The sequence below is a fragment of the Bradyrhizobium sp. TM233 genome (assembly GCF_036247965.1).
Lineage (GTDB): Bacteria > Pseudomonadota > Alphaproteobacteria > Rhizobiales > Xanthobacteraceae > Bradyrhizobium > Bradyrhizobium ottawaense.
In genome coordinates this window covers 173,697-186,736 of sequence record NZ_BTIG01000009.1, presented here as the reverse complement: position 1 = coordinate 186,736, position 13,040 = coordinate 173,697, and the positions used below count along the sequence as shown (strand labels likewise).

General features: G+C 66.2%; 13 protein-coding genes. 9 read left to right on the top strand and 4 right to left on the bottom strand.

Features of this window, described 5'->3' with window-relative positions; genetic code table 11:
• Positions 1 to 15: 15 nt before the first annotated feature.
• A complete protein-coding gene (locus AABA86_RS21645) occupies positions 16 to 654 on the bottom strand; it encodes a TetR/AcrR family transcriptional regulator (protein ID WP_338308370.1) in 639 nt (212 codons plus the stop codon).
• Between the two features lie 251 nt (positions 655 to 905).
• Here AABA86_RS21645 and AABA86_RS21640 point away from each other — a divergent pair, with 251 nt between their 5' ends.
• From AABA86_RS21640 to AABA86_RS21630, 3 genes are read left to right on the top strand one after another with little or no spacing between them, the layout of a single operon-like run.
• Positions 906 to 1,403 carry a (2Fe-2S)-binding protein gene (locus AABA86_RS21640; protein ID WP_128918686.1) on the top strand — a complete coding sequence of 166 codons (498 nt, stop codon included), beginning with the start codon at positions 906 to 908 and terminating at the stop codon, positions 1,401 to 1,403.
• A complete protein-coding gene (locus AABA86_RS21635) occupies positions 1,400 to 2,455 on the top strand; it encodes an FAD binding domain-containing protein (RefSeq protein WP_338308369.1) in 1,056 nt (351 codons plus the stop codon). Before AABA86_RS21640 ends, AABA86_RS21635 begins: the two co-directional genes overlap by 4 nt.
• Entirely contained in the window at positions 2,448 to 4,709 is a 2,262-nt protein-coding gene (locus AABA86_RS21630; protein ID WP_338308368.1) for a xanthine dehydrogenase family protein molybdopterin-binding subunit, read from the top strand. The genes AABA86_RS21635 and AABA86_RS21630 overlap by 8 nt, the downstream gene beginning before the upstream one ends.
• Positions 4,710 to 4,750: 41 nt before the next feature.
• Here AABA86_RS21630 and AABA86_RS21625 read toward each other — a convergent pair whose 3' ends face one another.
• Both AABA86_RS21625 and AABA86_RS21620 read right to left on the bottom strand, forming a co-directional pair.
• On the bottom strand, positions 4,751 to 4,903 hold the full coding sequence (locus tag AABA86_RS21625) for a hypothetical protein (RefSeq protein WP_167456551.1): 153 nt from the start codon (positions 4,901 to 4,903) through the stop codon (positions 4,751 to 4,753).
• Between the two features lie 188 nt (positions 4,904 to 5,091).
• Positions 5,092 to 5,640, bottom strand: coding sequence for a cupin domain-containing protein (locus tag AABA86_RS21620; RefSeq protein WP_018646206.1), 549 nt, complete (start codon positions 5,638 to 5,640; stop codon positions 5,092 to 5,094).
• Between the two features lie 147 nt (positions 5,641 to 5,787).
• On the opposite strand from AABA86_RS21620, the gene AABA86_RS21615 reads away from it, so the two are divergent.
• Together AABA86_RS21615 and AABA86_RS21610 are read left to right on the top strand one after the other, a co-directional pair.
• The gene (locus tag AABA86_RS21615) at positions 5,788 to 7,116 is read left to right on the top strand and encodes an aspartate aminotransferase family protein (RefSeq protein WP_212251037.1); all 1,329 of its coding nucleotides are present in this window, start codon (positions 5,788 to 5,790) and stop codon (positions 7,114 to 7,116) included.
• 71 nt (positions 7,117 to 7,187) lie between these two features.
• On the top strand, positions 7,188 to 8,453 hold the full coding sequence (locus AABA86_RS21610; RefSeq protein ID WP_338308367.1) for a D-amino acid dehydrogenase: 1,266 nt from the start codon (positions 7,188 to 7,190) through the stop codon (positions 8,451 to 8,453).
• A gap of 297 nt (positions 8,454 to 8,750) precedes the next feature.
• On the opposite strand, the gene AABA86_RS21605 is transcribed toward AABA86_RS21610, so the two are convergent.
• Positions 8,751 to 9,395, bottom strand: coding sequence for a helix-turn-helix domain-containing protein (locus AABA86_RS21605; RefSeq protein ID WP_212251039.1), 645 nt, complete (start codon positions 9,393 to 9,395; stop codon positions 8,751 to 8,753).
• A gap of 166 nt (positions 9,396 to 9,561) precedes the next feature.
• Here AABA86_RS21605 and AABA86_RS21600 point away from each other — a divergent pair, with 166 nt between their 5' ends.
• From AABA86_RS21600 to AABA86_RS21585, 4 genes are read left to right on the top strand one after another with little or no spacing between them, the layout of a single operon-like run.
• Positions 9,562 to 10,320 carry an ABC transporter substrate-binding protein gene (locus AABA86_RS21600; protein ID WP_338308366.1) on the top strand — a complete coding sequence of 253 codons (759 nt, stop codon included), beginning with the start codon at positions 9,562 to 9,564 and terminating at the stop codon, positions 10,318 to 10,320.
• Between the two features lie 22 nt (positions 10,321 to 10,342).
• Entirely contained in the window at positions 10,343 to 10,996 is a 654-nt protein-coding gene (locus tag AABA86_RS21595; protein ID WP_212251041.1) for an amino acid ABC transporter permease, read from the top strand.
• On the top strand, positions 10,993 to 11,724 hold the full coding sequence (locus tag AABA86_RS21590; RefSeq protein ID WP_338308365.1) for an amino acid ABC transporter ATP-binding protein: 732 nt from the start codon (positions 10,993 to 10,995) through the stop codon (positions 11,722 to 11,724). Before AABA86_RS21595 ends, AABA86_RS21590 begins: the two co-directional genes overlap by 4 nt.
• A 12-nt stretch (positions 11,725 to 11,736) precedes the next feature.
• The gene (locus AABA86_RS21585; protein WP_338308364.1) at positions 11,737 to 13,023 is read left to right on the top strand and encodes an NAD(P)/FAD-dependent oxidoreductase; all 1,287 of its coding nucleotides are present in this window, start codon (positions 11,737 to 11,739) and stop codon (positions 13,021 to 13,023) included.
• The last annotated feature ends 17 nt before the right edge of the window (positions 13,024 to 13,040 follow it).

Below are 13,040 nucleotides of genomic sequence, written 5' to 3'. Positions count from 1 at the left end.
GGAAATACGGGCGCGCTATCGCTTCCGTTTCACCGCCGGCTTCGCTGGCTTGGCCACGCGCGCCCTGGTCTTGGCAGCGGATTGCACCCGCAGCCCGTCGACGAACACGTCGAGCAGGCGCAGCACCGAGGATTGCCAGCCCCGCTGATCGTGCATGTAGCACATCCCGAAAAACGCCCGCAGCAGGTCCTCCGGGCTGATATCGGCGCGCATCTGGCCGGCCGCGACCGCACGCTCAAGCAGCGAGCCGATCGCCTTGGTCAGGCGGTCCATCGAGAAAGCGGCAAGTTCCGATGAGCTCTGATACGCCAGCGCAAGCGCGGCCAGCATGCCTTTCTTCGTGGCGACGAATTCGACGGCGGATTGCAGCCAGCGCCGCAGCGCCTCGACCGGATCCTTGGCGCTCTTCAACTGTTCGGCGAGCTCGCTGAGCTGCTCGACCTCGCGCCGGTACACCGCCTCGAACAGATCCTCGCGTGTCGGGAAATGCCGATAGAGTGTGCCGATGCCGACGCCGGCGCGCTTGGCCACGGCCTCGAGGCTCGCCTCCGGGCCGCCGGCGTTGAACACGGCCTTGGCGGCTTCGAGCACGCGCTCGCGATTGCGCACGGCATCGGCGCGGGGCTTCCGGGTCTGGTCGCTGTGGTCGTCCATATCAGGCAATGTAGATCACGAATTGGTTAGATTGAACCCTTGTTGAACCCTTGCCGGGCTGCATCGCGTTGGTGGCGCATGGGCTTTTGACCAATTCCAATATTTTTCCACCGGCCCTTGTTAAGCGGAGGGAGCCTCCGTATCTTCGCCTGGATGTTGGCCGGCTTCTGCCCGGTCAATTTGGATCGACGGCGGCCACGGCGGTGGCGCGCCGGCCGATGAGCCATGTCCATTTCTGATCGGAGCCTTGTATGAACCACTCCATCAGCCTCACCGTGAACGGTGCGCGGCGCGACTTCGTCCTCGACGATCCGCGCGTCACGCTGCTCGATCTCTTGCGTGAGCGCCTCCATCTCACCGGAACCAAGAAGGGATGCGACCGCGGCCAGTGCGGCGCCTGCACCATCCTGGTCGACGGCAAGCGCATCAACTCCTGCCTCGCGCTCGCGATCAGTCATGACGGCGCCGACATCCTCACCATCGAGGGCGTTGCGCGCGGCGACCAGCTGCACCCGGTGCAGGCCGCCTTCATCGCCCATGACGGCTTCCAATGCGGCTTCTGCACGCCCGGCCAGATCATGAGCGCGATCGGCATGATGCAGGAAGCGCAGGCCGGCAATGATCCCGAGCGCATCCGCGAATGCATGAGCGGCAATCTCTGCCGCTGCGGCGCCTATGCCGGCATCGTCGACGCCGTGCTCGATGCGCAAGGACAGATGGACGAATCCAACCAGAGGCGCTCGGCATGAAACCGTTCGATTATGTCAGGCCCGCCACCGTCACCGAGGCGGTTGCCGCCGCTGCCCAGCCGGGCGCCGTCTATCTCGCCGCCGGCACCAATCTGCTCGATCTGATGAAGGGCGGCGTCAGCCGTCCGGATCGCCTGGTCGACGTCACGCATCTCGATGGGCTCGACGGCATCGAGCGCCTCGCCGACGGCGGCTTGCGCATCGGTGCGCTCGTCAGCAACGCCGATCTCGCGCACGATGCGGACTTCGCAAAGGCTTATCCCGCCGTCGCGGAGGCCCTTCTCTCCGGGGCATCCGCGCAGTTGCGCAATGCCGCGACGGTCGGCGGCAATCTGCTGCAACGGACGCGCTGCGCGTATTTTTACGACACTGCCAGCCGCTGCAACAAGCGCGAGGCCGGCAGCGGCTGCGACGCCCGCGGCGGCGAGAACCGCACCCACGCGGTGCTCGGCTGGAGCGAGAATTGCATCGCCACGCATCCCTCCGACTTCTGCGTGCCGCTGGTCGCGCTCGGTGCCGTCGTCGAGATCGAGGGACGGGATGGCCGGCGCGAGATCGCGCTCGACGAGCTGCATCGCCTGCCCGGCGATACGCCCGAGCGCGAGTCCGCGCTCGAGCCCGGCGACCTCATCGTTGCGGTGCGCCTGCCGCCGGCGGCGCGCGAATTTGCCTCGCATGCGCGCTACCTCAAGGTTCGCGAGCGCACCTCCTACGCCTTCGCGGTGGTCTCGGCCGCGGCTGCGTTGCGGATCGAGAACGGCAGGATCGCCGAAGCGCGGCTTGCGCTCGGCGGCGTCGCCGCAAAGCCCTGGCGTGCCCGCGCTGCGGAGGACGTTCTCAAGAGCGTCGCGCCCACGGCCGACGCCTTCCAGGAAGCCGCCTGGCGTGCGCTCACCGACGCAAAACCGTCCGGCGACAACGCCTTCAAGATCGAGCTCGCGCGCCGCATCGTCGTGCGCGCGCTGACCCTCGCTGCCGCCGGGACGCCCGCGCGCCTGCCCGCCCTGCCGGCCTCTCCCTTTGCCTCGACGTCCGGAGCCATCCATGCCTGAGCTCAATCTCACCAGCGCGCCTGCCCATCTCAGACACGGCTCGAGCATCGGCCAGCCGCTGACCCGCCGTGACGGCGTCCTCAAGGTCACGGGGCAGGCGACCTATGCCGCCGACAATCATCCGCCCGGCATGCTGTTTGCGGTGGTGGCCGTCGCCGGCATCGCGCATGGCCGTGTGGTCTCGCTCGATGTCGCCGCCGCAAAACGCCATCCCGGCGTCGTCGATGTCATGACACCCGACCACAAGCCGCAGCTTGCGATCGACCCGGAGATCAAGACCAATCCGTTCGTGTTCCGGATGGAGGTGCTGCAGAGTAATGAGATCCGTTACGCCAATCAGCCGATCGCGGTCGTGATCGCCGAGACGCTTGAAGCTGCGACCGAAGGCGCCGTGTTGCTGGCGCCGCGCTACGAGACACTGCCAGCGCTGATCGGCCTCGATGCCGGCGAGAGCTTCGTGCCGCCGGTCGTCGGCGTCGGCAATCCCACGGAAAATCACCGCGGCGATGTCGAGGCGGGCCTTGCCTCGGCTGCGAAGCAGATCGACGCGACTTATGAGACGCCGCCGCAATATCACAACGCCATGGAGCCGCATGCGATCGTTGCGTCCTGGGACGGCGACAATCTGCAAGTCGACATGCCGACCCAGGGCCTGATGCTGTCGCTCGGACGCATCGCCGAGCTGTTCGGCATTGCGCCGGACAAGATCCACATCCGCAGCCCGTTCCTCGGCGGCGGCTTCGGCTCCAAGGGGCTGATGTCCGGTCCGCCGACCCTCGGCATCATGGCGGCCAAGCTGGTCGGCAAGCCGGTCAAGCTGGTGCTGCGCCGTGAGCAGATGTACGGCCCGGTCGGCCATCGCGCGTCGACGCGCCAGCGCCTGCGCATCGGCGCTGACGGCGAGGGACGTCTGACCGCGCTCGATCACCAGGCGCGGACCGTGTCGAGCACGTTCGACGATTTCTACGAGCCCGCGGCCGATGCCTCGCACACGCTCTATGCGGCACCTGCGATCCGCACCTCGCATGACGCCGTGCGCGTCAACACCGGCACGCCGCTGTTCATGCGGGCGCCGGGCGAGGCGACGGGATCAATCGCGCTGGAGAGCGCGATCGACGAGATGGCCTGGGCCTGCGGCATCGATCCGCTCGCCTTCCGCCTGAAGAACTATGCCGAGGTCGAGCCGATCACCGGCAAGCCGTTCTCGTCAAAGGCGCTGCGGGCCTGCTACGACCAGGGCGCGGCGCGCTTCGGCTGGGCGAAGCGTCCGCTGCAGCCGCGGCAGATGCGCGATGATGCCGGCCTGCTGGTCGGCTGGGGCATAGGCACCGCGACCTTCCCGGCGCTGATGTTCCAGGCCGAAGCGCGCGCGGCGATCCGACGCGATGGCTCAGGCGCCATGGAGATTGGCGCGCACGACATGGGGCAGGGCGCCTGGACGGCACTGGCCCAGATCGCGGCCGACGCCGTCGGCCTCGATATCGACCGCGTCGCGTTCAAGGCGGGGACATCGGACCTGCCCGATGCCGGTATTGCCGGCGGCTCCGCGCACACCGCGACCGCGGGTGCGGCGATCCACAGCGCCGGCGCGGCCGTGATCGCAAAGCTCGCCGATCTCGCCACCAATGACGAGCGCTCGCCGCTGTTCGGCGCCGGCAATGCCGGCGTGATCGCGCGCGCCGGCAGATTGATCCGGCGCGACGACGAGAGCCGCGGCGAGAGCTACACGGAGATCCTCGCGCGCGCCGGCGTTGCCGAGGTCGAGGCGCGCGGTACCGGCGCGCCGAACCCTGCGGCGATGGAGGAATATGCCATGCATGCCCATGGCGCGGTGTTCGCGGAGGTGAAGGTCGATCCCGAGCTCGGCCAGGTCCGCGTCAGCCGCATGGTCGGCGCCTTCGCGGCCGGGCGCATCGTCAACCCGCGCATGGTGCAAAGCCAGCTGTTCGGCGGCATGATCTGGGGCATGTCCTTTGCGCTGCACGAGGAGGCCGTCACTGACCGGCGCAGCGGCCGAATCATGAACGCTGATCTCGGCGAGTACCATGTCCCCGTGAATGCCGACGTGCCGCCGCTCGATGTGATCACGGTCGAGGAGCACGACCCGCACGTCAATGCGCTCGGCATCAAGGGCGTCGGGGAGATCGGCATCACCGGCAGTGCCGGCGCGGTCGCGAACGCCGTCTGGCATGCGACCGGCGTGCGCGTGCGCAAATTCCCGATCCGGATTGAGGAGTTGCTGACGCAGCGTTGAGGCGGCAGGCGGGGCGAGGCCTGCTCGCTCCGCAGCGGCGATCAGTTCATCATCCTGCGGAGAGCCTTGATCTGCTCTCTTTGCGCTTCGATGTGTTTTGCGATGGCCTTGCGCAGCTCGCGCGAGTGGAGCTTATCGGTGTCGCGCAGGACTTCGTCGAGCGCAGCTTCCGCATTGACAAGAGTGATCTTCATGCGCGGGCCTCTGTTACGAAGCGGCCCCGGAGTACCTAGGAGTCCGGGGCCATAACCTCAGCACCTCTAAGCCAGGCTGCTCGGCTACGGTTCGTAATATATAGCGGTCTGGCGCGTGGAAATTGAGATAGCTCAAGCACCGTAAGATACCGGTGTTCCCTGCTATTTGCGGATCGGCTGGCCGCGCCTCAGAACGTCGGCGGCGTGCAGGCCGAGATCACCTCGCACGGCTTGCCGCCGACGCAGCGGAACCGATGCGGGCGGCGGCTCTCGAAATAATAGGCATCGCCCGGGTTGAGGATGCGGCGTTCGTCCTCGACGGTGACCTCGAGCTTGCCCGAGATCACGATGCCGCCTTCCTCGCCGTCATGGACGAGGTGGACGCGCCCGGTGTCGCTGCCGGGCTCGTAGCGCTCTTTCAAGATCTGCAGGCTGCGGCCGAACAGATTGTCGCCGACTTGCCGATACGAGATCGGCTTCTTGCCGACCTCGGTCAGCTCCTCGGCGCGGTAGAAGATCTTGCGTCGTGACTCAGGCTCCAGCGCGAAGAACTCGGCGAGCCCCATCGGGATGCCGTCGAGGATGCGCTTGAGGGCACCGACCGAGGGGTTCATCTGGTTGGATTCGATCAGCGAGATCGTCGAATTGGTGACCCCGGCACGCTTGGCCAGCTCGCGCTGCGACAGCTTGTGGCGCGCCCGGATGAATCGCAGCCGTCCACCGATGTCGACGCTCATGGCCCAGGTCCTGTTGCAGGTGTTGCGGATCGCGCAAATATGGACCAGCGGCCCCAGTGAAATCAATGGCTTGCAGGTCACCAGAAAAGGACTTGTTGCGCATTCCAAGCCGTGGCTCTGCTAGAGGGTCAGCAAAGGAGCGCGGCCGTGACCCTTCATCAGATTCCGAACACTATCAAGACCGACTCGTTCTGGATGCCGTTCACGGCCAACCGGCAGTTCAAGAAGGCGCCGCGCCTGTTCTCCTCGGCCGAGGGCATGCACTACACCACCGTCGACGGCCGCAAGGTGATCGACGGCTCCGCCGGCCTGTGGTGCGTCAATGCCGGCCACGGCCGCAAGCAGATCGCCGCCGCAGTCGAGCGCCAGCTGATGACTTTGGACTTCGCGCCGTCGTTCCAGATGGGCCATCCGCTGGCATTCGACTTCGCCGAGCGTCTCGCCGAGATCGCGCCGAAGGGCCTCGACCGCATCTTCTTCACCAATTCCGGCTCCGAGTCGGTCGACACCGCGCTGAAGATCGCGCTCGCCTATCACCGCGCCAACGGCCAGGCGAGCCGCACCCGCCTGATCGGCCGTGAGCGCGGCTATCACGGCGTCGGCTTCGGCGGCACCTCGGTCGGCGGCATGGTCGCCAACCGCCGCGCCTTCGCGACGCTGCTGCCGGGCGTCGACCATATCCGCCACACCCATGATCTCACCCGCAACGCCTTCGCCAAGGACCAGCCTGAGCACGGTGCCGAGCTCGCTGACGATCTCGAGCGTCTGGTGGCCTTGCACGGTGCCGAGACCATCGCCGCCGTCATCGTCGAGCCGGTGCCGGGTTCGACCGCGGTGCTGCCGCCGCCGAAGGGCTACCTGCAGCGCCTGCGCGAGATCTGCGACAAGCACGGCATCCTCCTGATCTTCGACGAGGTCATCACCGGCTTCGGCCGCCTCGGCACGCCGTTCGCCGCCAACTTCTTCGGCGTCACGCCTGATATGATGACGACGGCCAAGGGCATCACCAACGGCACCATTCCCTGCGGCGCGGTGTTCGCGCATCGCAAGGTGCATGACGCCATGATGATCGGCCCGGAAAACGTCATGGAGCTGTTCCACGGCTACACCTATTCGGCGCACCCGACCGCCTGCGCAGCCGGTATCGCGACGCTCGACATCTACAAGGACGAGGGCCTGCTGACGCGCGGTGCCTCGATCGCCGAATATTGGCGCGATGCGCTGCATTCGCTGAAAGGCTTGCCCAACGTCATCGACATCCGCAATTGCGGGCTGATGGGCGCCGTCGAGCTGTCGCCGCGTGACGGTGCGGTCGGTGCGCGTGGCTACGATGTGATGGTCGATTGCTTCAATCGCGGGCTGTACTTCCGCATGAGCGGCGACTCCTTTGCGCTGTCGCCGCCGCTCATCGTCGAGAAGAGCCACATCGACGATATCGTCGCGATCCTCGGTGACGCCATCAAGCGGGTGGCCTGATAATTGCTCTCGCCGTTGCGAGTTTGTTTCCTTGCAGCGGCGAGCGTGATGCCGCGGGAGTTTGACCAAGCGTGAAAGTTCTGATCCTCGGCAGCGGTGTCATCGGCGTCACCTCTGCCTACTACCTCGCCCGTGCCGGCCACGAGGTGACGGTCGTCGACCGCCAGCCCGAGCCGGCGCTTGAGACCTCCTTCGCCAATGCCGGCGAAGTCTCGCCAGGCTATTCCTCGCCGTGGGCCGGTCCCGGCGTGCCGGTGAAGGCGGTCAAGTGGCTGCTGATGAGGCACGGCCCGCTTGTGGTCCGGCCGAAGCTCGATCCCGTGATGTGGGTCTGGCTGCTCAAGATGCTGCGCAACTGCACCAGCGCGCGTTACGCGGTCAACAAGAGCCGGATGATCCCGATCGCGGAATACAGCCGCGATTCCCTGCGCGATCTGCGCCGCGACATCGGCATCCAGTATGACGAGCGCTCGCAGGGCACGCTGCAGCTGTTCCGCTACCAGGCCCAGCTCGACGGCACGGCTGAGGACATCGCCGTGCTCAAGCAATATGGCGTGCCGTTCGAGGTGCTCAGCCGCGAGGGCTGCATCGCGGTCGAGCCGGCGCTATCAGGCGTGAAGGAAAAGTTCGTCGGCGGGCTTCGCCTGCCGCAGGACGAGACCGGCGACTGCCACATGTTCACGCAGGCACTGGCCAGGCATGCCGAAGCGCTCGGCGTGCGCTTCCTGTTCAACACCGGCATCGACCGCATCGTCACCGACGGCGCGCGGGTCAGCGGCGTCGTGACCAGTGCCGGCATGTTGCAGGCCGACGCTTACGTCCTCGCGCTCGGAAGCTGGTCGTCGCGGCTCGCCGCGCCGCTCGGCATCTCGCTGCCGGTCTATCCGGTGAAGGGTTATTCGATCACGGTGCCGATCAAGGACGCCTCGGGCGCGCCGGAATCGACCGTGATGGACGAGAGCTACAAGGTCGCGATCACGCGGCTCGGCAATCGCATCCGCGTCGGCGGCACCGCCGAAATCTCCGGCTATTCTGACAAGCTCTACGACGCACGCCGTGCCACGCTGGATCATTCGCTGACCGATCTGTTCCCGCGCGGCGGCGATCTCGCCAAGGCGACGTTCTGGAGCGGCCTGCGTCCGATGACGCCGGACGGCCCGCCCGTGATCGGCCCGACGCAATACGCCAATCTCCACCTCAACACCGGCCACGGCACGCTCGGCTGGACCATGTCCTGCGGCTCCGGGCGCGTGCTCGCGGATATGCTGTCGGGCAAGAAGCCGGACATCGATGTGAGTGCGCTGACGGTGGACCGGTACAATCATCGGTTCGGGTAAGACCCTAACCGTCAGTCATTGCGAGCGTAGCGAAGCAATCCAGAATCTTTCCGCGGAGACAGTCTGGATTGCTTCGTCGCAAAGGCTCCTCGCAATGACGGCGTGGAGGCATCGCGCCCTCTATCCATCGCCGTCACCCTGAGGTGGCCGCTTCTTCAGCGGCCCTCGAAGGGCGACGGCCGGCTGCATCGGGGCCCTGCATCCTTCGAGGCTCCCCTTGCGATGCGATCGCATCGCAAGCCTCGCACCTCAGGATGACGGGATTGAGATCGTGCTGGCGCAGGCGGGGAAGGAGGCTTATCCCGCCCCCGTCACGCAGTTCACCCACAGCACCACAGCCTTCGCATCCTGCGCCGGATTGGAAAACCGGTGCGGCCGACGGCTCGCAAAGCGAAAGCTGTCGCCGGTTTTCAGCGACCATGTCTCACTGTCCACCGTCAGCATCATCTCGCCTTCGAGCACGAGGCCGGCCTCTTCGCCGTCATGGGTGTAGAGCTCGTCGCCGGTGGAGCCGCCGGGCTCCAGATGCACCAGGAACAGATTGAGCTTGTTGTCGGCGCTGGCCGGGCTCAGCAGTTGCTTCGACACGCCGGTGCGCCAGAGCTTCAGCTCCGGCCGCTGCAGGGCGCGCGTCACCACCTGATCGGAGGTGCCGTCGGCGCTTGGGCTTGCGCCGAACAGTGCGGCGATGCCGACGCCGAGCACGTCGGCGAGCGTGGCCAGCACGCGCAGCGATGGTGACGACAGGCCGCGCTCGATCTGGCTGAGGAAGCCGATCGACAGCTCGGTGCGCGCTGCGACCGTTTCCAGCGAGAACTGCCTGACGCGCCGGAGATCCCGGATGCGGCGGCCGACCGCCACATCCATTGCGGGCTCCGCCGGCTTGGTGACGGGCTTTGCCTTCGCCCGCTTCGCCGGCTTGGTTGCCGCCGGTTTGCGCATTCTTTTGCCACCGCTCACGTCAAACCGCTTCCTTCATGTGCATGAAAACCACTTGCATCATCCGCGAAAGTGTGACCAAATTTTCATATTGGTGAAAATAGGCCGAAACGGCTCGGCTCGCAACACCCGCGAGCGCCGCCATCGGCCAGACCCAAAGGAGGATGCGATGAAGCGTTTTGGTCTGACCGCGATCGCGGCGCTCGCACTGGCGGCCGTGACGCCCGCTTCGGCGCAGCAGGTGCTGAAGGTCGGCTCGACCCCGACAGGCATTCCCTTCACCTTCCTCGACACCAAGACCAACACCATCCAGGGCATCATGGTCGATCTCGTCACTGAAGTGGGCAAGGATGCCGGCTTCAACGTGCAGATCGAGCCGATGCAGTTCTCGGCGCTGATCCCGTCGCTGACCTCGAGCAAGATCGACATCATTGCCGCCGCGATGTTCATCACCGCGCCGCGCAAGGAGGTCGTCGACTTCTCCGATCCGATCTACACCTACGGCGAAGGCCTCGTGGTGCCGAAGAGCGACACCAAGGCCTATGCCACGCAGGACGATCTGAAGGGCGAGACGGTCGGCGCCCAGGTCGGCACCGCCTTCGTCGACGCGCTGAAGAAGTCCGGCCTGTTCGCGGACGTGAAAGCCTATGACACCATTCCGGACATCCTGCGCGACGTGAACACCGGCCGCCTCAAGGCCGGCTACGCCGATTATCCGATCCTCGCTTACAACCTGAAGCAGGGCGGCTTCCCCGAGGTGCGCCTGGTCGACGGCTACAAGCCCGTCACCGTCGGCTCGGTCGGCATCGGCGTGCGCAAGGGCGAGGCCGCGCTGCTCGGCAAGATCAACGCGTCGCTGGCGAAGCTCAAGGCCAACGGCACCATCGACAAGATCCTCGATAAATGGGGCCTCAAGGCTCAGGGCTGATCGGTAGAGACTAGGCTGCCCGATGAAAGGTTTCTGGCACGACGCCGCCGAGTTCTTCCCGATCCTGATGAGCGGCGTCGTGCTGACGATCGTCGTCACCATCGGCTCGCTGCTGCTCTCGACGGTGCTCGGCCTGATCTGGGCGATGATGCGGGTCTCCGGCATCAAGGCGCTGTCGATGATCAGCGCCAGCTTGATCAACGTGATCCGCGGCATCCCGATCATCGTGCTGTTGTTCTACCTCTACTTCGTGATGCCCGATCTCGGCGTCACGCTGTCCGCCTTGCAGGCCGCGATCCTCGGGCTCGGCATCGCCTATTCGGCCTATCAGGCCGAGAATTTTCGCGCCGGCATCGAGGCGATCGACAAGGGGCAGATCGAGGCGGCGCAGTCCATCGGCATGGGCTGGTGGCTGACGATGCGCCGCGTGATTCTGCCGCAAGCCGTGCGCATCGTGCTGCCGCCCTACGGCAACGTCATGATCATGATGCTGAAGGATTCCTCGCAGGCCTCGACCATCACGGTCGCCGAGCTCGCACTTCAGGGCAAGCTGATCGCGTCCTCGACCTTCAAGAACACCAGCGTGTTCACGCTGGTGGCGCTGATGTATCTCACCATGAGCATTCCGCTGATCCTGCTGGTCCGTCACTTCGAGAAGCGGGCCGGCAAGCGATGATCGAGCTGAAGGACGTTCACAAGAGCTTTGGCGAGAACGAGGTGCTCAAGGGCATCACGGCGACTGTCGAGAAGGGCGAGGTGGTCTGCATCGTCGGTCCCTCCGGCTCCGGCAAGTCCACCATCCTGCGCTGCATCAACGGGCTGGAGAGCTACGACCGCGGCGAGATCAGCGTCGAGGGCCTGAGGGTCGATCGCGACGCGCCGTCGATCGTGAACATCCGCACCCGGGTCTCGATGGTGTTCCAGCGCTTCAATTTGTTTCCGCACCGGACCGCGCTCGAGAACGTCATCGAAGGGCCGCTCTATGTGAAGAAGGAATCGCGCGCGCAGGCGCTCGAGCGCGGCCGCGCGCTGCTCGCCCAGGTCGGGCTTGCCGAGAAGGCCGATGCGCATCCGCCGCAACTCTCCGGCGGGCAGCAGCAGCGCGTCGCGATCGCGCGGGCGCTTGCCATGCAGCCCAAGGCGATCCTGTTCGACGAGCCGACCTCGGCGCTCGATCCTGAACTGGTCGGCGATGTCCTCGGCGTCATGCGTAAGCTCGCCGACGACGGCATGACCATGGTCGTCGTCACCCACGAGATGGGCTTTGCCCGCGACGTCGCCGACCGCGTGCTGTTCATCGACGGCGGTGTCATCGTCGAGCAGGGGCCGGCCAAGGCGCTGCTCAACCAACCCCAGCATCCGCGCACGCAGGACTTCTTGCGGCGTGTGCTGCATCCGCTCTGACCGGTCTTTGCCATGTCTGCGCGCCTGCCTCTGCCGCCCTCGCTCTATTCCGACACCGCTGTCGCACCGGTCGCCACGCCGCCGCTCGATACGGACAAGAATGCTTCGGTCGCGATCATTGGCGGTGGATACACCGGCCTGTCCACCGCGTTGCATCTGGCGGAGCAGGGTGTCGAGGCGCTGGTGCTGGAGGCCCAGGAGCCGGGCTGGGGCGCGTCCGGCAACAATGGCGGCCACACCAATCCCGGCTTGAAGCACGATCCCGATCAGATCGAGGCCGATTTCGGCGCGGACCTCGGCCGCCGCATGATCGCGTTCGCCTACGGCACCACGAACTTCACGCATGATCTGATCCGCCGTTACCAGATCCCCTGCGAGGCGCGGCAGAACGGCACGCTGCGCGCGGCCTACAACGAGGCCAGCGCGGTGGCGATCGAGACAACGGCGAAGCAATGCATCCGCCGCGACATGCCGGTGACGTATCTGAACCGCGAGCAGTTGCGCGAGATGACCGGCACCGACCGCTACATCGGCGCCATGCTGGATGCGCGCGGCGGCGATCTGCATCCCCTCAGCTACGCCCGCGGTCTCGCGCGTGCGGCGATCTCGGCGGGCGCGAAGGTGCATGGCGAGACGCCGGCGCTGTCACTGCGCCGCGACGGCAGAGGCTGGCGCATCGAGACGCCGCGGGCAGTGGTTCATGCCGACAAGGTTCTGCTCGCCACCAACGGGTTCACGGACGATCTCTGGCCGGCGCTCCGCCGCACCATCGTGCCGGTGTTCTCCTCGATCGCGGCCACGGCACCGCTTTCCGATGCCGTGGCCCGCTCGATCATGCCGACGCGTCCCGTGCTCTACGAGAGCGGCCACATCACCGTCTATTACCGCATCGATCAGCACAACCGCCTCTTGATGGGCGGCCGCGGCCCGATGCGCTGGATCAAGTCGCCGCACGACGTCGCCTATCTCATGCGGTATGCCGAGCGGCTATGGCCGCAGCTCAGGGGTGTTGCCTGGACGCATGGTTGGAATAGCCGTCTCGCCATCACCGGGGATCACTATCCCCATGTGCATGAGCCTGCCGAAGGCATCCTGATCTCGCTCGGCTGCAATGGCCGCGGCGTCGCGCTCGCGACTGCAATGGGCGCGCAGCTTGCCCGCCGCCTGATCGGCGGCGCCAAGGCCGAGATCGACATGCCCATCACGGGCATCAAGCCGATCCCGATGCACGCGTTCTGGCCGGTGGGTGTGACGACCGCCGTGATCGCGGGCCGCATACGGGACCGGCTCGGCATGTGAAGAAAGCGCCGCCCGGT

What these genes read in the sequence shown, in the direction of transcription:
- AABA86_RS21645 (WP_338308370.1), bottom strand. Translation starts at nt 654, where the DNA reads ATGGACGACCACAGCGACCAGACCCGGAAGCCCCGCGCCGATGCCGTG.
- AABA86_RS21640 (WP_128918686.1), top strand. Translation starts at nt 906, where the DNA reads ATGAACCACTCCATCAGCCTCACCGTGAACGGTGCGCGGCGCGACTTC.
- AABA86_RS21635 (WP_338308369.1), top strand. Translation starts at nt 1,400, where the DNA reads ATGAAACCGTTCGATTATGTCAGGCCCGCCACCGTCACCGAGGCGGTT.
- AABA86_RS21630 (WP_338308368.1), top strand. Translation starts at nt 2,448, where the DNA reads ATGCCTGAGCTCAATCTCACCAGCGCGCCTGCCCATCTCAGACACGGC.
- AABA86_RS21625 (WP_167456551.1), bottom strand. Translation starts at nt 4,903, where the DNA reads ATGAAGATCACTCTTGTCAATGCGGAAGCTGCGCTCGACGAAGTCCTG.
- AABA86_RS21620 (WP_018646206.1), bottom strand. Translation starts at nt 5,640, where the DNA reads ATGAGCGTCGACATCGGTGGACGGCTGCGATTCATCCGGGCGCGCCAC.
- AABA86_RS21605 (WP_212251039.1), bottom strand. Translation starts at nt 9,395, where the DNA reads ATGCGCAAACCGGCGGCAACCAAGCCGGCGAAGCGGGCGAAGGCAAAG.
- AABA86_RS21600 (WP_338308366.1), top strand. Translation starts at nt 9,562, where the DNA reads ATGAAGCGTTTTGGTCTGACCGCGATCGCGGCGCTCGCACTGGCGGCC.
- AABA86_RS21595 (WP_212251041.1), top strand. Translation starts at nt 10,343, where the DNA reads ATGAAAGGTTTCTGGCACGACGCCGCCGAGTTCTTCCCGATCCTGATG.
- AABA86_RS21590 (WP_338308365.1), top strand. Translation starts at nt 10,993, where the DNA reads ATGATCGAGCTGAAGGACGTTCACAAGAGCTTTGGCGAGAACGAGGTG.
- AABA86_RS21585 (WP_338308364.1), top strand. Translation starts at nt 11,737, where the DNA reads ATGTCTGCGCGCCTGCCTCTGCCGCCCTCGCTCTATTCCGACACCGCT.